We start from the raw sequence: 18,626 nt of genomic DNA, 5'->3' as shown, positions 1-18,626 counted from the left end.
CCATGTCATTGCTAGAAATCAAGAATCTCAACGTCCGCTTCGGCGACGCCACCGCCGTGCCGGTGGTCGACGGCCTGGACCTGAGCGTAGACAAAGGCGAGGTCCTGGCGATCGTCGGCGAATCGGGCTCGGGTAAATCCGTGACCATGATGGCGCTGATGGGCCTGATCGAGCACCCCGGCATCGTCACCGCCGACGCGCTTAACTTCGACGGCAAGAACATGCTCAAGCTGAGCAACCGCCAGCGCCGGCAGATCGTCGGCAAGGACCTGGCGATGGTTTTCCAGGACCCGATGACCGCGCTCAACCCCAGCTACACCGTGGGTTTCCAGATCGAAGAAGTGCTGCGCCTGCACCTGAAGATGTCCGGCAAGGCCGCCCGCAAGCGCGCCATCGAACTGCTGGAAAAAGTCGAGATCCCGGGCGCCGCCAGCCGCATGGACGCCTACCCGCATCAACTGTCCGGCGGCATGAGCCAGCGCGTGGCGATTGCCATGGCGATTGCCGGCGAGCCGAAACTGCTGATCGCCGACGAACCGACCACCGCTCTGGACGTGACCATCCAGGCGCAAATCATGGATCTGCTGCTGGCCCTGCAGAAAGAGCAGGACATGGGCCTGGTGCTGATCACCCATGACCTCGCCGTCGTGGCTGAAACTGCCCAGCGCGTGTGCGTGATGTACGCCGGCCAGGCCGTGGAAGTGGGCAAGGTGCCGCAGCTGTTCGACATCCCGGCCCACCCGTACAGCGAAGCACTGCTGGCGGCGATTCCGGAACACAGCATGGGCGCCGAGCGCCTGGCGACCTTGCCGGGCATCGTGCCCGGTCGCTACGACCGCCCGCAAGGCTGCCTGCTGTCGCCGCGCTGCCCGTACGTGCGCGACAACTGCCGCCAGGAGCGCCCTGCGCTCGATCCGAAATCCAACAGCCTCGCCCGCTGCTTCTACCCGTTGAACCAGGAGGTGGCGTGATGGCCGTCGTACTTACCGCCCGTGACCTGACCCGTCATTACGAAGTGTCCCGTGGCATGTTCAAGGGTCATGCGACCGTGCGCGCCCTCAACGGTGTGTCGTTCGAACTGGAGGCCGGCAAGACCCTGGCCGTGGTGGGCGAATCCGGATGCGGCAAATCCACCCTCGCCCGGGCCCTGACGCTGATCGAAGAGCCTTCCGCCGGCTCCTTGAAAATCGCCGGTCAGGAAGTGGCCGGCGCCAACAAGGCCGAGCGCAAGCAACTGCGCAAAGACGTGCAGATGGTCTTCCAGAGTCCTTATGCGTCCCTCAACCCGCGGCAGAAAATCGGTGATCAACTGGCCGAGCCGTTGCTCATCAACACCAACCTCTCGGCCACCGAGCGTCGCGACAAAGTCCAGGCGATGATGAAGCAGGTGGGCCTGCGCCCCGAGCATTACCAGCGCTACCCGCACATGTTCTCCGGCGGCCAGCGCCAGCGCATCGCCCTCGCCCGGGCCATGATGCTGCAACCCAAGGTGCTGGTGGCGGACGAACCGACGTCGGCGCTGGACGTGTCGATCCAGGCCCAGGTGCTGAACCTGTTTATGGACCTGCAGCAGGAATTCAACACCGCCTATGTGTTCATTTCCCACAACCTGGCGGTGGTGCAGCACGTCGCTGACGACGTGATGGTGATGTACCTCGGCCGCCCGGTGGAAATGGGCCCCAACGAGTCCATCTACAGCCGCCCACTGCACCCCTACACCCAGGCGCTGCTGTCGGCCACCCCGACCATCCACCCGGACCCGAACAAGCCGAAGATCAAAATCGTCGGCGAACTGCCCAACCCGCTCAACCCACCGTCCGGCTGCGCCTTCCACAAGCGCTGCCCGTACGCGACCGAGCGTTGCAAGACCGAAGAGCCGGCGCTTCGCCCACTCGATAACCGGTTGGTGGCGTGTCACTACGCCGAGCGGTTCCTTGACGGCGCGGCGTAAGGCTAAAAAGCAGCAAAGCACGTAAGGCAGAAAAGCACTTGTGGCGAGGGAGCTTGCTCCCGCTGGGCCGCGAAGCGGACCCTCTTTTTTGGGCCTGCTGCGCCCGAAGCGTCGGACCGGGCCAGCGGGAGCAAGCTCCCTCGCCACGGGACCATCCTTTGCCTTGGGTCATGCACCCGACATAAAAAACCCCTCCAGCCCCGACTGAGTATCAGTTGGGGCTGGAGGGGGTTTCTGTAGGCCACAAACCTACGTCTGGCTATCGCCCTCTTCATCCTCATCGCCATCCGGCGTGTCGATTGGCGAACCATCATCATCCTCGCCATCGTCCGGATCGCCTGCGTCCGCATCGGTCGCGGCAAGCATCAACTCGCCTTGAACCACCGAGCCACTCGACGCGTGCTTCTCGTGCTCATCGCATTCGGCCCACGCAGCGGTGGAACCGAGGGACAGCATCACCAACACCTTTAGAAAAAACATCATGCGCAGCAGCTTATTCATAGCCAATTCCTTCTTTACCGGATAAAGCCGGGGCCGACGGTGCTCAGGAAATACTGTTCCGAACAGACCGGTTCATCAGATAGGACGCCACGGAACAGCCAGAAATGCCGCTGCCATAAAGATTGGTTTCGAATAAGGTTTATTCCCAAACCCACTAACACCACAGCATCCATGCAAGCTGACCCACCGCCTTCGCGAGCAGGCTCGCTCCCACAGGGATTAGGGGTGGCCGGGGGATTGAAAAACTAGCGCAGGACTAATGTGGGAGCGAGCCTGCTCGCGAAGAGGCCCGCACATCCAGCATCCAGGCAAGCTGACCCACCGCTTTCACGAGCAGGCTCGCTCCCACAGGTTTTCGGTTTAGACGCCTGGGGGCTTAGTGATGCTCGCGCGTCGCGCGGAATTTCACATCTGGCCAGCGCTCTTCCATCAGCGCCAGGTTGACCCGTGTTGGCGCCAGGTAGGTCAGGTGGCCGCCGCCGTCCAGCGCGAGGTTTTCCACGGCCTTGTTGGAAAATTCCTCGAGTTTTTTCTTGTCGTCGCATTCAATCCAGCGGGCGGAATATACGGTGATTGGCTCGTAGGAGCACTCGACCTTGTATTCCTCTTTCAGGCGACTGGCGACGACGTCGAACTGCAGCACACCGACGGCGCCGAGGATGATGTCGTTGCTGCGCTCCGGGAAGAACACCTGGGTGGCGCCCTCTTCGGCCAACTGCTGGAGGCCCTGGCGCAATTGCTTGGACTTGAGCGGGTCCTTCAGGCGTACGCGGCGGAACAGTTCCGGGGCGAAATGCGGGATGCCGGTAAAACCCAGGGCTTCGCCTTCGGTGAAGGTGTCGCCGATCTGGATGGTGCCGTGGTTGTGCAGGCCGATGATGTCGCCGGCGAAGGCCTCTTCCAGTTGCTCGCGTTCCGAGGAGAAGAAGGTCAAGGCGTCGCCGATGCGCACGTCCTTGCCGGTGCGCACGTGGCGCATCTTCATGCCCTTCTCGTACTTGCCGGAGCAAATGCGCATGAAGGCGATGCGGTCGCGATGCCTGGGGTCCATGTTCGCCTGGATCTTGAACACGAAGCCTGCGAATTTCTCTTCCACCGGCTCCACGGTGCGCTCGTTGGCAACGCGTGGCAGCGGGCGCGGAGCCCAGTCGACAACGGCGTCGAGCACATGGTCGACGCCGAAGTTGCCCAGGGCGGTACCGAAGAACACCGGGGTCAGCTGGCCATCGAGAAATTCCTGCTGGTTGAATTCATGGCAGGCGCCCTGAACCAGCTCCAGTTGCTCGACGAAACGCTCGTATTCGTCGCCCAGGTGCGCGCGGGCCTCGTCGGAGTCGAGCTTCTCGATGATCTTGGTTTCGGTGCGCTCATGACCGTGGCCGGCGGTGTAGACGATGATGTAGTCGTCGGCCAGGTGGTAAACGCCCTTGAAGTCGCGGTAGCAACCGATCGGCCAGGTGATCGGCGCGGCCTTGATCTTCAGGACCGCTTCGATTTCGTCGAGCAGTTCAATCGGGTCGCGAATGTCGCGGTCGAGCTTGTTGATGAAGCTGACGATCGGCGTGTCCCGCAGACGGCAGACGTCCATCAGCGCGATGGTCCGTGGCTCGACGCCCTTACCGCCGTCGAGGACCATCAAGGCCGAGTCCACCGCGGTCAGGGTACGGTAGGTGTCTTCGGAGAAGTCTTCGTGGCCCGGGGTATCGAGCAGGTTGATCATATGCTCGCGATATGGGAACTGCATGACCGACGTGGTAATGGAAATACCCCGCTGCTTTTCCATCTCCATCCAGTCGGAGGTGGCGTGGCGGTCGGACTTGCGGGACTTCACCGTGCCGGCCACCGCAATCGCCTTGCCCATCAGCAAGAGCTTTTCGGTGATGGTGGTCTTACCGGCATCGGGGTGGGAAATAATGGCGAAAGTGCGGCGTTTCGCGACTTCGGCGGCCTGTTTGGTCATGGGAAATCGCCTGGCAGGTGATTCAAAAAAGGGCGGCGATTATAGCTCAACTTGTGCCAGGAACCGAACCGTTGAGCACATCAAGGGTGGCCAGATGCTGCCGCACATGGGAACCTTTTGCCGCGTGGAGGCGTCCACCACCCTGATACGAGCAACCGTCAGGGTCTGAAAAATCAGCAAGTTAGCCTGACGAGGCTGCGCTCATGGCTCGCTTCGACAGCCGTTTTGACGGCATCGAAAAGAGCTGCTTCTCGCGAACGTTTTCCCGGCAACCAATGAAGGTCCGCCGCCCGGGAAAGCGTGCGCCGACTAAAAATACAAAGGAGTCCGCCTGTGGCTATCCGCTATGGCAAAGGGCTTATCGGGGGGGCGGTCGTCGTCGCCCTCCTGGCCCTGTTGGTCCACTGGATCGGCATCGATACGATCCACCGTTACCGCGACGACCTGCTGTTCTACCTGCAAGCGCACCTGATGCTTGTACTGGCTTCCATGTTGGCGGCCCTGATCGTCGGCATTCCCGCCGGCATCGCCCTCAGCCGCCCCGGCATGGTCGGGCGCGCCGAACGCTTCATGCAAGTGTTCAACATCGGCAATACCGTGCCGCCCCTGGCCGTGCTGGCCATTGCCCTGGGTATCCTGGGCATCGGCAGCGGGCCGGCGATCTTCGCCCTGTTCCTCGCCTCGCTGTTGCCCATCGTGCGCAACACCTATGAAGGCCTGAAAAATGTCCAGGGCTCGCTCAAGGAAGCTGCCGTCGGCATCGGCATGACCCCGCGCCAGGTGTTGTGGAAAGTCGAACTGCCCAACGCCGTGCCGATCATCGTCGGTGGCGTGCGCGTAGCCCTGGCGATCAACGTCGGCACCGCACCGCTGGCGTTCCTGATCGGCGCCAACAGCCTTGGCAGCCTGATTTTCCCCGGCATCGCCTTGAACAACCAGCCGCAATTGCTGCTCGGCGCGGCCTGCACCGCCTTGCTGGCGCTGCTGCTCGACGGCCTGGTAACCCTGGCCAGCCGCCTCTGGCTGGAGCGCGGTCTGCGACCGTCCTGAGCCTGGCTGGATAAAGGAATCATTATGAAGAAGTTGAGCTTGATCCTGGGCTGCCTGCTGCTGTTCGCGGGATTCGCCCAAGCCGCTGAAAAACCGCTGATCCGCCTCGGTGCCCGGGTGTTTACCGAGCAGACCCTGCTGGCCGAGATCACCGCGCAATACCTGCGCGACAAGGGCTACGACGCTCAGGTCACTGGCGGGCTGGGCAGCAACCTGGCCCGCAGCGCCCATGAAACCGGGCAGTTGGATTTACTCTGGGAATACACCGGCGTGTCGCTGGTTTCCTACAACCATGTCACGGAAAAACTCGACAGCGCCCAGTCCTACGCCCGGGTGAAAGAACTCGACGCGAAAAAAGGCCTGGTCTGGCTCGCGCCGTCGAAATTCAGCAACACCTACGCCTTGGCCCTGCCGGAGAAAGTCGCAAAGAAGTACCCGCAGATCAATTCCATCAGCCAATTGAATACGGTGCTGCAGACCGAGGCCGAGGAAAATCACCTGGTCGCGCTGGACACCGAGTTCGCCAACCGTTCCGACGGCCTGGCCGGCATGGTCGAGCGCTACGGCATGAACCTGACCCGCAAGAATATCCGTCAGATGGACGCCGGCCTGGTCTACACCGCCCTGCGCAACAGCCAGGTGTTCGCCGGACTGGTGTACACCACCGACGGCCGACTGAACGCGTTCAAGCTGAAGCTGCTGGAGGACGACAAGCACTATTTCCCCGACTACACCGCCGCGCCAGTGGTGCGCCAGGCCTTCCTCGACGCCCATCCGCAACTGGCCGCGCAGCTCAAGCCACTGGCCGAATTGTTCGACGACGAAACCATGCGCCAGCTCAACGCTCGTGTGGATGTCGATCATGAAAGCCCTTCCGCCGTTGCCGCCGATTTCCTGCGCCAGCATTCCCTGCTCTCAACCCAATGACCTGGAGGAAAAGCCATGGATTTTCTTGACGCCTTTTCCCATCTGGACTGGCCGCTGGTGCTGCACCTGACCTGGCAGCACATCACCCTGGTGGGCATCGCCGTGACCCTGGCGATAATCATTGGCGTGCCGCTGGGCATTTTCATGACCCGCTTCCCGGCGCTCGCCGGCCCGTTGCAAGCCAGCGCCACGGTACTGTTGACCATTCCGTCGATTGCCCTGTTCGGCCTGCTGCTGCCGTTCTATTCCAAGTTCGGCCAGGGCCTCGGTCCGATGCCGGCGATCACCGCGGTGTTCCTTTATTCGCTGCTGCCGATCATGCGCAACACGTACCTGGCCTTGACCGGCGTCGAACCGGGCATTCGTGAAGCCGCCCGCGGCATCGGCATGACCTTCAGCCAGCGCCTGCGCATGGTCGAACTGCCGATTGCCGTGCCGGTGATCCTCGCCGGCGTACGCACCGCCGTGGTCATGAACATCGGCGTCATGACCATCGCCGCCACCATCGGCGCCGGTGGCCTGGGCGTGCTCATCCTCGCTTCCATCAGCCGCAGCGACATGTCGATGCTGATCGTCGGCGCCGTGCTGGTCAGCCTCCTGGCCATCTTCGCCGACCTGCTTCTGCAATGGCTGCAACGCTCGCTGACCCCGAAAGGACTATTAAAATGATCGAACTTCAAAACCTCAGCAAAACCTTCAAGAGCAACGGCAAGGATGTGAAAGCCGTGGACTCGGTGAACCTGACCGTCAACGAAGGCGAGATCTGCGTGTTCCTCGGGCCGTCGGGCTGTGGCAAAAGCACCACGCTGAAGATGATCAACCGCCTGATACCGCCGACCTCGGGCAAGGTATTGATCAACGGCGAAGACACCACCGGCCTCGACGAGGTGACCCTGCGCCGCAACATCGGCTACGTGATCCAGCAGATCGGCCTGTTCCCGAACATGACCATCGAGGAGAACATCACCGTGGTCCCGCGCCTGCTTGGCTGGGACAAGCAGAAATGCCACGACCGCGCCCGCGAGTTGATGAGCATGATCAAGCTCGAGCCCAAGCAGTACCTGCATCGCTACCCCCGTGAACTGTCGGGCGGCCAGCAGCAGCGGATCGGCGTGATCCGCGCCCTGGCCGCCGATGCGCCGTTGCTGCTGATGGACGAACCTTTCGGCGCGGTCGATCCGATCAACCGCGAGATGATCCAGAACGAGTTCTTCGAGATGCAACGGGCGCTGAACAAGACCGTGATCATGGTCAGCCACGACATCGACGAAGCCATCAAGCTGGGCGACAAGATCGCGATCTTCCGCGCCGGCAAGCTGGTCCAGTGCGATCACCCGGACACGCTCCTCGCCCACCCGGCCGATGAATTCGTCAGCAACTTTGTCGGCCAGGACAGCACCCTCAAGCGCCTGTTGCTGGTCAAGGCCGAAGACGCGGCGGACAACGCCCCGTCGGTCAGCCCCGAAACACCGGTGGCCGAGGCGCTGGAATTGATGGACGAACACGACCGGCGCTACGTGGTGGTTACCTGCGCCGAGAACAAGGCGCTGGGGTATGTGCGCCGTCGCGACCTGTACCGCCAGACCGGCACTTGCGGGCAGTTCCTGCGGGAATTCAACGCCACCGCGGCCTACGACGAACACCTGCGGATCCTGTTGTCGCGCATGTATGAGTTCAACCGTTCGTGGCTGCCGGTGATGGATGCCGAGCGGGTCTTCCTTGGGGAAGTGACCCAGGAATCGATTGCCGAATACCTGAGCTCCGGCAAGTCCCGTGGCGGCAAGACCAGCATCGTCTCGCCGGCCGAGACCGCGTCCATCTAGGCGGGGAAAGAGTGCCTTTGTAGCTGGCTTTTGTGGCGAGGGAGCTTGCTCCCGCTGGGTCGCGAAGCGGCCCCAAAAAAAGCGATGGGCGCTTCGCACCCAAGCGGGAGCAAGCTCCCTCGCCACAAGTGCAAACGTGACATCCAACAGGCTCGAAAACCGATCCGAGGGAACATCAACCTGTCACACCGGTCGGTTACATCATGAGCTGTCGCGCGCCGCACGACGGAGACGTGCAAAAACGCGACATTTTTAGTTGATCTCAGGCCCCTCACGCCCTAAAGTTCGCGCCGAACGTCCATGCTGGAAACGATCCATCCGGCTCAAGTACTGACGACGAGACAGCAAGGCCAAGGGAATCATGTTTCAAGTCTTTTGAGAGCGTAGCGAGCGCAGGCAAGACAAGGCGGGAAGAGGCGAGGAAGCGGAGTTTACTGATTGTAAATGAGCATTCCGAGCCTCTTCCCAACGCAGTATTGCCAAGCGAAGTAGCTCTCAAACGACTTGGATGGCCTTTTTGCTTTCGGCGGCAATGCCTTGGGAAGTAGGCGAACCAAAGTGGGGATACGGAGGACGTTCGCGGGGGTTGCTGCCCTCAAACCCATTGATCCTGATGTTTGCCAGTAGGAGTCCCAAGTATGTCGATCCAGGTCGAAGATTATTTCGCGCGCGAAACCTTTCAGAAAATGAAGGCGTTCGCCGACAAGCAGGAAACCCCGTTCGTGGTGATCGACACCGCGATGATCGCCAAGGCCTATGACGACCTGCGCGCCGGTTTCGAATTCGCCAAGGTCTACTACGCCGTCAAGGCCAACCCGGCGGTGGAAATCATCGACCTGCTCAAGGATAAAGGCTCGAACTTCGACATCGCCTCGATCTATGAACTGGACAAGGTGATGAGCCGTGGCGTTGGCCCGGACCAGATCAGCTACGGCAACACCATCAAGAAATCCAAGGACATCCGCTACTTCTACGAGAAGGGCGTGCGCCTCTACGCCACTGACTCCGAAGCTGACCTGCGCAACATCGCCAAGGCCGCGCCGGGTTCGAAAGTCTATGTGCGCATCCTCACCGAAGGTTCGACCACGGCTGACTGGCCACTGTCGCGCAAGTTCGGCTGCCAGACCGACATGGCCATGGACCTGCTGATCCTCGCCCGCGACCTGGGCCTGGTGCCTTACGGCATCTCGTTCCACGTCGGCTCGCAACAGCGCGACATCAGCGTCTGGGACGCGGCCATCGCCAAGGTCAAGGTGATCTTCGAGCGTCTGAAAGAAGAAGACGGCATCGTCCTGAAGCTGATTAACATGGGCGGTGGCTTCCCGGCCAACTACATTACCCGCACCAACAGCCTGGAAACCTACGCCGAGGAAATCATCCGCTTCCTCAAGGAAGACTTCGGCGACGAACTGCCGGAAATCATCCTCGAGCCGGGCCGTTCGTTGATCGCCAACGCCGGCATCCTGGTCAGCGAAGTGGTGCTGGTGGCGCGCAAGTCGCGTACCGCCGTCGAGCGTTGGGTGTACACCGACGTGGGCAAATTCTCCGGCCTGATCGAAACCATGGACGAAGCCATCAAGTTCCCGATCTGGACCGAGAAGAAAGGCGAGATGGAAGAAGTGGTCATCGCCGGCCCGACCTGCGACAGCGCCGACATCATGTACGAAAACTACAAATACGGTTTGCCGCTGAACCTGGCGATTGGCGATCGTTTGTACTGGCTGTCGACCGGTGCCTACACCACCAGCTACAGCGCTGTGGAGTTCAATGGCTTTCCGCCGCTGAAGTCGTTCTACGTGTAAAAACGCGCTTGCCTGACCCAAAAGCCCGTGACTGGCTCACGGGCTTTTTTGCATCTGCTGGATTCGCGCCTGATAGGCCTCGATCAGTGGAGACAACGCAGTCAGCCGCGCCGTCTGCAAGGTTTGCACGGCGACACGAAGAAAATTCAGATTCCCTCCGGCCAACGCCCGGCGCAACCACACCAAGCCCTCTTCGATACGGGCATCGGCAATCAATACGCAGCCATGGCTGAACTGCCCCCGAAAATCCCCGCCTTCGGCCGAACGTCGATACCACCGGGCCGCCGCCACCGGGTCCGCCGGGCAGAAACGCCCCTCTTCCAGATACCGCCCCAACAGATTCATTGATTTGGCGTGCCCCAGCTCGGCCGCGCGCCAATAAAGGACCAATGCCTGCGGCTGATTCTCAGAAACGCCGCGCCCAGTCGCCAGCAGGTTGGCCAGGTTGTACATCGCCCAATCCAGTCCTGCCTCGGCTGCCTGGCGATAATGTCCGGCCGCGACCGAAGGATCGGCGACACAGCCCCAGCCATGCTCATGGCATCGCCCCAGCATGTTGCGCGCCATCAGGTGCCCGCGTTGGGCGGCGATTTCGAACCAGCGCCGGGCCAGGGTTTTGTCCTGTTCGATACCGCGCCCTTCGAGCAGGATCTGCCCCAGCAGCGCCTGGGCCTCAAGCAGCCCTTCGCCCGCTGCGATCAAAATCGCCTGGGCCGCCCGCGCCGGGCTGTCCTCGAGCATGGCCTTGAGGGCCTCGCCGTCGAGCACTTCCTCGCGGCGCAGACGAAAATCCGCCACCTACACCTCGACCCAGCGACGCAACAGGTTGTGGTAGGTGCCGGTCAGGCGAATCAACGACGGATGCTCGGGCACGTCCCGGGTCAGTTCCCGGATCGCACCGTCCATCTCGAACAGCAGCGCGCGCTGGCTGTCTTCGCGCACCAGGCTCTGGGTCCAGAAGAACGAGGCATAGCGTGCGCCACGGGTAACCGCGTTGACCTTGTGCAGGCTGGTGCCCGGATACAACACCATGTCCCCGGCCGGCAATTTGACCCGTTGGGTGCCGTAGGTGTCCTGTATTTCCAGCTCGCCGCCGTCGTAGTCCTCCGGGTCGCTGAAGAACAGCGTGGCCGACAGGTCGGTGCGCACCCGCTCGGCACTGCCCTTGGGCTGGCGTACGGCATTGTCGATATGGAAATCGAAACTGCCGTCAGCGGTGTAGCAATTCACCAGCGGCGGGAAGACTTTGTGTGGAAGCGCCGCCGACATGAACAAGGGGTTTTTCCACAACCGATCCAGCATGGCCGCGCCGATTTCCTTGGCCAGGGGATGCCCCTCGGGCAGTTGCAGGTTGTGCTTGGCCTTGGCCGATTGATAACCGGCCGTGACCTTGCCATCTGCCCATTCGGCCTGCTCCAGCGCCTCGCGGATACGCTGCACTTCTTCAGGAGAAAATACACCGGGAATGTGCAGCAACATGGCATTCAAGACCTGTGGATAACGCGGGGCGCCAATGGTAGTGATTCTTATTGACTGTGCACAACCCCCGCCAGCGCGCCACTGGGCAGAAACCGTAAAGGCAAAATGTAAAGAATGTAAATTCCTCACAAATAGCAATGTTTCGCAATTGATACATAAAACTGTTTACCCTATATTCCGCCGCCTCAACCTTGGGGAAGGCACTGTTCATGTCGCGTCAACAATCACAATCACCGGTTAATTCACCTCGTCTGTTGGCCTCCGCCATCGGCGTCGCCCTCGGTGCGACGTCAATCGCGCAGATGGCCCAAGCGGCGGAAAAGATCGACGAAAAAGCCCCGCGCAACGCCATCTCCCTGGACGCTACCAGCATTACGGGCGAGGCCCAGGACACGACGTCCTACCAGGTCGAAAAAGCCTCGTCCTCGAAATACACCGCGCCGCTGGTCGACACACCGCGCTCGGTGACGGTCATTCCCCAGCAGGTGCTCAAGGACACCGGCGCCCTCAACATGCAGGACGCCCTGCGTACCGTGCCGGGCATCACTTTTGGCGCCGGCGAAGGCGGCAACCCCCAGGGCGACCGACCTTTCATCCGTGGCTTCGATGCCCAGGGCGACACTTATCTGGATAACGTGCGTGATACCGGTTCGCAAAGCCGGGAGATCTTTGCGGTGGAGTCCATCGAGGTCAGCAAGGGCCCGAACTCGGCCATCGGCGGCCGCGGCGCCGCCGGCGGCACCATCAATCTGGTGAGCAAGAAAGCCCACTTGGGCGACTCGTTCGACGGCGGCTTCACCTGGGGTTCGGACCAGACCCAGCGCTACACCCTCGACGGCAATTACCAGTTCAGCGACAGCGCCGCCGGCCGGCTCAACCTGATGAGCCACGAAAGCAACGTCGCCGGTCGTGACCAGGTCAACTACGATCGCTGGGGCGTCGCGCCGTCGCTGGCGTTCGGCCTGGGCACCGACACCCGGGTCAACCTCGACTACTATCACCTGGAAAGCAACGACCTGCCGGATTCGGGCATTCCCTACAGGGTTCCCGCCTCGGGCCGCACCGCCGACCGCACCAAAGCCAACCCGGACAAGCCCTATGCCGGCGGCGACAACAGCAACTTCTATGGCCTCACCGACCGCGACTTCCGCAAGACCCGCGTCGACACTGCGACCATCGCCATCGAGCATGACCTGAGCGATGCGCTGACCGTCAAGAACACCCTGCGCCACGGCTCCAGCATGCAGGACTACATCCTCACCCAACCCGACGACAGCAAGGGCAACGTCAACAACGGTACAGTCTGGCGCCGCGTCAACAGCCGCGTCAGCAACGTCGACACCACCACTAACCAGACTGATCTGTTCGGTGATTTTTATGTGGCCGGCTTCAAGAACAGTTTCTCCACCGGCATCGAGCTGAGCCGCGAGACCGGCGAGAAGACTTCGTACAACGTCAACACCGACACCGTACCGGGCACCACCGCCGCGAACACCAACTGCACGCCGGCCCTGGTCGGCGCGCCGAGCGGCTACAACTGCACGTCGCTGTCCAACCCGAACCCGAACGATCCCTGGAACGGCGCGATTTCGCGCAATTACGCCGGCACCGACACCACCAGCGTCACCCGCGCGCTCTACGTGTTCGACACGCTGGAACTGTCACCGCAGTGGCTGGTGAACATGGGCTTGCGCTACGACCACTTCGACACGAAATACAAGACTTACGACGCCGCCGGTACCACCACGTCCAAGGGTGACGACACCAGCGAATTCGTCACCGGCCAGTTCGGCCTGGTCTGGAAACCAGCCGACAACGGCAGCATCTATGCGTCCTACGCGACCTCGGCCACCCCGCCCGGCAGCATGGTTGGCGAAGGCATCGAGGGCAATCCGCTCGGTGGGACGCCAGACCGCAGTGGCAACCTGCTCGCCAGTGACATGGAGCCGGAAACCACCAAGAACTACGAGATCGGCACCAAGTGGGACTTGCTCGACAGCCGGCTTTCGCTGACCGCGGCGATTTTCCGCACCGAGAAGGAAAACGCCCGGGTGCAGGTCGACACCACGACCTATGAAAACGCCGGCAAGACTCGCGTCGACGGCCTGGAGCTGTCGGCCAGCGGCAAGCTCACCGAGAAATGGCAGGTGTTCGCCGGCTACAGTTACCTGGACAGTGAGCAGGTCGATGGCGGGCCGATGAGCACCAGCGATGGCAACGAGTTGCCGAACACGCCGAAAAACAGCGCCAGCGTCTGGACCACCTACGCGCTCACGCCAAAGCTGACCATCGGTGGCGGGGCCTTTTATGTGGATGATGTGTTCGGCAGCGTGGCGAACACCACCATGGTCGACTCTTATGTGCGTTATGACGCCATGGCCAGCTACAAGGTCAGCAAGCACCTGGACCTGCAACTCAACGTGCAGAACCTGACCGACGAGACTTACTACGACAAGGCATTCTCGACCCACTTCGCCAACCAGGCGGCCGGGCGCACGGCGTTGTTGAGTACCAATTTCCACTTCTGACCGATTGAAAGAACCCGACGCCGATGGCCAGGCAATGAACCTGTGGGAGCGAGCCCGCTCGCGAAAGCGAAGTGTCAGTTGATAAATGCGTGACTGACACGACGTCTTCGCGAGCAGGCTCGCTCCCACAGGATCTAGCCACCGCCCCATTACTGACCGGCACCGGGCAAAAGCCCCGTTCATGCAAATGAATGGGGCTTTTATGTGTGTTTATGAATGCTTCTCGATAACACACGGCATAATGCACGCCGTGACAAACAGTATTGAATGAACAAGGCGGGCGACGTGTTGAAGAAAACCCTGTTCCAGTTGCACTGGTTTTTCGGCATCAGTGCCGGGCTGGTCCTGGCGTTGATGGGCGTTACCGGTGCGGTGGTGTCTTTCCAGGACGAGATTCTGCGGGCATTGAACCCCGAGGTGCTGACGGTTGAAAAACAACCGGCCGGCGTCCTGCCGCCCGCCGAACTGGTGGAACAGATCGAAGCCGCCTCCGGCAAGACCGTCGCCATGCTCTGGGTCGAGACCGACAGCGGCAACGCCGCGCGGGCGATCTTCACCGCCCCGCCCGGAGAGAAACGCGGGCCGATGCGCTACTTCAACCCCTATAACGCGCAGTTCCTGGGTGACGTGGTGGGCCAGGATTTCTTCGGCCTGATGCTCAGGCTGCACCGCGTCCTGACCCTGGACGACGTAGGCCGGCAGATCACCGGCGCCTGCACGCTGATCCTGGTGTTTTTCTGCTTGTCCGGCCTCTACCTGCGCTGGCCACGCCAGTGGAAAAACTGGCGCGCCTGGCTGACCCTCGATTGGGCGAAAAAGGGCCGCAGCTTCAATTGGGACCTGCACTCCGTCGCGGGCACCTGGTGCCTGCTGTTCTATCTGTTGGCCGCCCTGACCGGGCTGACCTGGTCCTATGAGTGGTACAACAAAGGCCTGACCCGCCTGCTTTCCGATTCGCCCAAGGATGAGCGCGTGCGCACCCGTGGCCCGGCACCGAGCGGGCCGGCGCCGATCGCCGATTACCGGGCCATGTGGAGCAGCATCTACAGCGCCGCCGGTCCTGGTCTGTCCGCCTACAACGTGCGCATGCCGCCAGTGGCCGGGCAACCGGCGACGGTTTTCTACCTGCTCAAGGACGCCCCCCATGACCGCGCCCTGAACCAACTCATGCTCGACCCGAGCACCGGCGTCATCAGCCGTCACAGCCGCTACACCGACAAGAGCCTCAAGGCGCAATTGCTCACCAGCATCTATGCCCTGCATGTCGGCAGTTACTTCGGCCTGGTCGGGCGGATCCTGGTGACCGCCGCCGCGTTGGCGATGCCGCTGTTTTTCATCACCGGCTGGCTGCTCTACCTGGACCGCCGACGCAAAAAACGTCAGGTCCGCCAGGCTCGCCAAGCGCTTGCAGGCAACCCTGGCGATGCCCCGGCGTGGCTGATCGGCTTCGCCAGCCAGAGCGGTTTTGCCGAGCAACTGGCCTGGCAGACCGCCGGCCAGCTCCAGGCCGCCGGGCTACCGGTGAAGGTCCAGCCGTTGGCCGGCGTCAGCGAAAAGGACTTGAACAGCGCCACCCGCGCGCTGTTTGTCGTCAGCACCTTTGGCGACGGTGACGGACCGGACAGCGCTCGCGGTTTCGAGCGCAAGGTGCTCGGCCGGGCGATGAGCCTGGAAAGCCTGCAATACTCGGTTCTCGGCCTCGGTGACCGGCAATATGACAATTTCTGCGGTTTCGCCCGCCGTCTGCACAACTGGCTGGCGGAGCACGGCGGCAAGACGCTGTTCGCGCCGGTGGAAGTGGACAGCGGCGACCCGTACGCCTTGCGGCACTGGCAACAGCAACTGGCCGAGCTGACCGGCCAGCCTCCGGCGGATGCGTGGCAAGCGCCGAGCTTTGAACACTGGACCTTGAGCCAGCGCACCCTGCTCAACCCCGACAGCAGCGGTTCGGGCGTGTACCTGCTCGGCCTCGGCGCCCCCGGCCCGAGCAGTTGGCTGGCCGGTGACCTGGTGGAAATCCTGCCGCGCAATGACCCGTGGGCTATCGAACACTTCCTCGATGGCCTGGGTATCGCCGGTATCGCTCGGGTGCAGGTCGATGGCTTGCAGCAGACGCTCGAACAAGCCCTCGCCACGCGTCAGCTGCCGGAAAACCGCGCCCACCTGGTGGGTCTGCACGCCCAGGCGCTGGTGGAGGCGTTGGCACCGCTGGGGATGCGTGAATATTCCATCGCCTCGATCCCCGCCGACGGTGTACTGGAACTGATCGTACGCCAGGAACGTCACGCCGATGGCAGCCTGGGCATCGGTTCCGGCTGGCTGACCGAGCATGCGCCGCTGGGCAGTCCCATCAGCCTGCGCGTCCGTCGCAACAGCAGCTTCCATCTGCCGCCCCAGGGCGTGCCGATGATTCTGCTGGGCAACGGCACCGGCCTGGCCGGCTTGCGCAGTTTGCTCAAGGCCCGCGTTGCCCAGGGCATGCAGCGCAACTGGCTGCTGTTTGGCGAGCGCAACCGCGAGCATGATTTCCATTGCCGCGACGAACTGCAGGAATGGGTGACCTCCGGCGACCTGGAACGCCTGGACCTTGCGTTCTCCCGGGATCAGGAAAAGAAAATCTACGTCCAGGACCGCCTGCTGGAATCGGCCGCGTTGCTCAAGCAATGGCTGGCCGACGGCGCGGTGATCTATGTCTGCGGCAGCTTGCAGGGGATGGCGTCAGGCGTGGACCACGTGCTCAACCTGGTGCTGGGCCGCGAGGAAGTGGAAAAGCTGATCGAGCAGGGCCGGTATCGGCGGGATGTTTACTGACGAACGCTTATTTTGAATCCACCCTAAAACCCTGTGGGAGCGAGCTTGCTCGCGATAGCGGATTGTCAGTCAGCATTTTATTGACAGACATACCGCCATCGCGAGCAAGCTCGCTCCCACATTGGTTTTTTGGTGGGCCTTGAATTCAAACCGGCTGCAACTTCTTCTCGAACACCGCCACGCCTTCAAGATCGCGCAACACCACGCTCATCTCGCCGCTCTGCCCGTCGATGTTCACCTCGCCAAAGAACTGATAACCGGCAAACGGCGAAGTGTTCTGCGCGGGGGGCGCTTTCTGGAATACCACTTCGGGACCGAAGGTCTTGTCCAGGGCATTGGGCCCGAAGCTGCCGGCGTTCAGCGGCCCGGCGACAAACTCCCAGAACGGTTCGAAGTCCTGGAACGCGGCCTGTTCAGGATGGTAATGGTGGGCGGCGCAATAGTGCACATCGGCAGTCAGCCAGACGTAGTTGCGCACCTGATGCTTGCGCAGATAACCGAGCAGTTCGGCAATTTCCACCTCACGCCCCTGGGCCTCGCCCGGGTCACCGTTGGCGACCGCTTCCCAGCGCGGCACACCGGGGCTGACTTCGCCGTCGGGTACGCCGAGGCCAATGGGCATGTCGGCGGCAATGACTTTCCACTGCGCCCGGGATTGCTTCAGTTCGCGCTTGAGCCAGTTCAGTTGCTCACGCCCCAGGAACGGTTTCGCCGCGCCGAGGTTGGCGTCATTGGCTTCGCGGTAGCTGCGCATGTCCAGCACGAACACATCGAGCATCGGTCCGTAGCCGAGCTTGCGATAGATCCGTCCACCATGGTCGGCCTTCTGCAGGCGCATCGGCGCATATTCCAGCCAGGCCTGTCGCGCACGGCCTACCAGGCTGTGGATATCCTTGGTCTGGTAGCGCTCGTCCAGCTGCTTGCCCGGCGACCAGTTGTTGACCACCTCGTGGTCGTCCCATTGCCAGATCTGCGGCACCTCGGCATTGAAACGACGGACGTTTTCATCCATCAGGTTGTAGCGGTAGTTGCCGCGATATTCGTCCAGGGTCTCGGCAACCTTGCTCTTGGCTTCGGTGGTCAGGTTGCGCCAGATGCGCCCGCCCTCGGTAGTGACCTGCGCCGGCACCGGGCCGTCGGCGTAGATGGTGTCGCCGCTGTGGATAAAAAAGTCCGGCAGGCGCAGGCGCATGGCTTCGTAGATGCGCATGCCGCCAATGTCCGGGTTGATGCCGAATCCCTGGCCGACGGTATCGCCGCTCCAGACAAACCGGATGTTGCGCTTGAACTGCGGCACGCTGCGCAAATGGCCGAGCCAGGGCTCGCTGGCGACACCGCTGCGGGCGTCTTCGAAATGCACGCGGTAGAAAATCGCCTGGTCGGGCGGCAGGCCGGTGAGTTCGACCCGGGCGGTGAAATCGCTGCGGCTGTCGGCCAGCGCCGAGACAAAGCGTCGAGGGTTGGAGAACTGGCTGCGGGTGTCCCACTCCACCACCATCCGCGCCGGGCGGTCGCTGCGACTCCAGATCATCGCCCGGTCGCCCTGCAAGTCGCCCGACTGCACGCCTTCGGTCAGCACCGGCCGATCCTTGACCGAAGCAATCACCGCCGGCGCCAGCCCCGGCAACAACAAACCGGCACCAACAGCTTGCATTACACGGCGACGGCCCAGGTCGAATTCGCTCATGGTGTTCTCCCTTGAAATGGGAAAACTTAAGCATGGCTGTGTGAAGTGGGTGTGACAGGGACTCAGGACGCCCCAAGATCAACTGTGGGAGCGAGCTTGCTCGCGAT

Annotated in this window: 14 protein-coding genes; 9 read left to right on the top strand and 5 right to left on the bottom strand. The window is 62.1% G+C overall.

Translation table 11 applies throughout. The features are described 5' to 3' along the window. Nucleotides 1-2 precede the first annotated feature (2 nt). Together J3P91_RS03890 and J3P91_RS03885 are read left to right on the top strand one after the other, a co-directional pair. Nucleotides 3-971, top strand: a complete 969-nt coding sequence (locus J3P91_RS03890; RefSeq protein ID WP_305496856.1) for an ABC transporter ATP-binding protein — start codon at nt 3-5, stop codon at nt 969-971. Next, nucleotides 971-1,951, top strand: a complete 981-nt coding sequence (locus J3P91_RS03885; RefSeq protein WP_305496858.1) for a peptide ABC transporter ATP-binding protein — start codon at nt 971-973, stop codon at nt 1,949-1,951. Before J3P91_RS03890 ends, J3P91_RS03885 begins: the two co-directional genes overlap by 1 nt. Before the next feature lie 249 nt (nt 1,952-2,200). Here J3P91_RS03885 and J3P91_RS03880 read toward each other — a convergent pair whose 3' ends face one another. Next, nucleotides 2,201-2,452, bottom strand: coding sequence for a hypothetical protein (locus J3P91_RS03880; RefSeq protein ID WP_434569836.1), 252 nt, complete (start codon nt 2,450-2,452; stop codon nt 2,201-2,203). Nucleotides 2,453-2,828: 376 nt separating this feature from the next. Next, nucleotides 2,829-4,412 carry a peptide chain release factor 3 gene (locus tag J3P91_RS03875; protein WP_434602802.1) on the bottom strand — a complete coding sequence of 528 codons (1,584 nt, stop codon included), beginning with the start codon at nt 4,410-4,412 and terminating at the stop codon, nt 2,829-2,831. A 333-nt stretch (nt 4,413-4,745) separates the two neighbouring features. On the opposite strand from J3P91_RS03875, the gene J3P91_RS03870 reads away from it, so the two are divergent. The 5 genes from J3P91_RS03870 (at nt 4,746) to J3P91_RS03850 (ending at nt 10,014) form a co-directional block, all read left to right on the top strand. Next, on the top strand, nt 4,746-5,462 hold the full coding sequence (locus tag J3P91_RS03870) for an ABC transporter permease (protein ID WP_186612146.1): 717 nt from the start codon (nt 4,746-4,748) through the stop codon (nt 5,460-5,462). A gap of 24 nt (nt 5,463-5,486) precedes the next feature. After that, a complete protein-coding gene (locus J3P91_RS03865) occupies nt 5,487-6,389 on the top strand; it encodes a glycine betaine ABC transporter substrate-binding protein (RefSeq protein ID WP_434602801.1) in 903 nt (300 codons plus the stop codon). A 15-nt stretch (nt 6,390-6,404) separates the two neighbouring features. After that, entirely contained in the window at nt 6,405-7,058 is a 654-nt protein-coding gene (locus tag J3P91_RS03860; RefSeq protein ID WP_434602800.1) for an ABC transporter permease, read from the top strand. Further along, nucleotides 7,055-8,212: an osmoprotectant ABC transporter ATP-binding protein OsmV gene (locus tag J3P91_RS03855; RefSeq protein WP_434569839.1), complete on the top strand. Its 1,158-nt coding sequence runs from the start codon at nt 7,055-7,057 to the stop codon at nt 8,210-8,212. Before J3P91_RS03860 ends, J3P91_RS03855 begins: the two co-directional genes overlap by 4 nt. A gap of 638 nt (nt 8,213-8,850) precedes the next feature. Continuing rightward, nucleotides 8,851-10,014 carry a type III PLP-dependent enzyme gene (locus tag J3P91_RS03850; protein ID WP_305496871.1) on the top strand — a complete coding sequence of 388 codons (1,164 nt, stop codon included), beginning with the start codon at nt 8,851-8,853 and terminating at the stop codon, nt 10,012-10,014. 36 nt (nt 10,015-10,050) lie between these two features. Here the strand turns inward: J3P91_RS03850 and J3P91_RS03845 are convergent, their stop codons facing one another. Beyond that, nucleotides 10,051-10,812, bottom strand: a complete 762-nt coding sequence (locus J3P91_RS03845; RefSeq protein WP_434602799.1) for a tetratricopeptide repeat protein — start codon at nt 10,810-10,812, stop codon at nt 10,051-10,053. Next, complete coding sequence (locus J3P91_RS03840; RefSeq protein WP_434602798.1) at nt 10,813-11,493, bottom strand: Fe2+-dependent dioxygenase; 681 nt, start codon at nt 11,491-11,493, stop codon at nt 10,813-10,815. Between the two features lie 209 nt (nt 11,494-11,702). On the opposite strand from J3P91_RS03840, the gene J3P91_RS03835 reads away from it, so the two are divergent. Both J3P91_RS03835 and J3P91_RS03830 read left to right on the top strand, forming a co-directional pair. Further along, entirely contained in the window at nt 11,703-14,021 is a 2,319-nt protein-coding gene (locus J3P91_RS03835; RefSeq protein WP_434602797.1) for a TonB-dependent receptor, read from the top strand. Nucleotides 14,022-14,306: 285 nt separating this feature from the next. Next, nucleotides 14,307-16,832, top strand: coding sequence for a PepSY domain-containing protein (locus tag J3P91_RS03830; RefSeq protein ID WP_434604990.1), 2,526 nt, complete (start codon nt 14,307-14,309; stop codon nt 16,830-16,832). 145 nt (nt 16,833-16,977) lie between these two features. On the opposite strand, the gene J3P91_RS03825 is transcribed toward J3P91_RS03830, so the two are convergent. After that, on the bottom strand, nt 16,978-18,519 hold the full coding sequence (locus tag J3P91_RS03825; protein WP_305496877.1) for an alkaline phosphatase D family protein: 1,542 nt from the start codon (nt 18,517-18,519) through the stop codon (nt 16,978-16,980). Between the last annotated feature and the right edge of the window lie 107 nt (nt 18,520-18,626).

Origin of the sequence: Pseudomonas sp. Z4-7, assembly GCF_051131965.1 — a bacterium.
Taxonomy (GTDB): Bacteria; Pseudomonadota; Gammaproteobacteria; order Pseudomonadales; family Pseudomonadaceae; genus Aquipseudomonas.
Note: the sequence above shows the minus strand (reverse complement) of the source record. Positions and strands in the feature narration are given on the sequence as shown.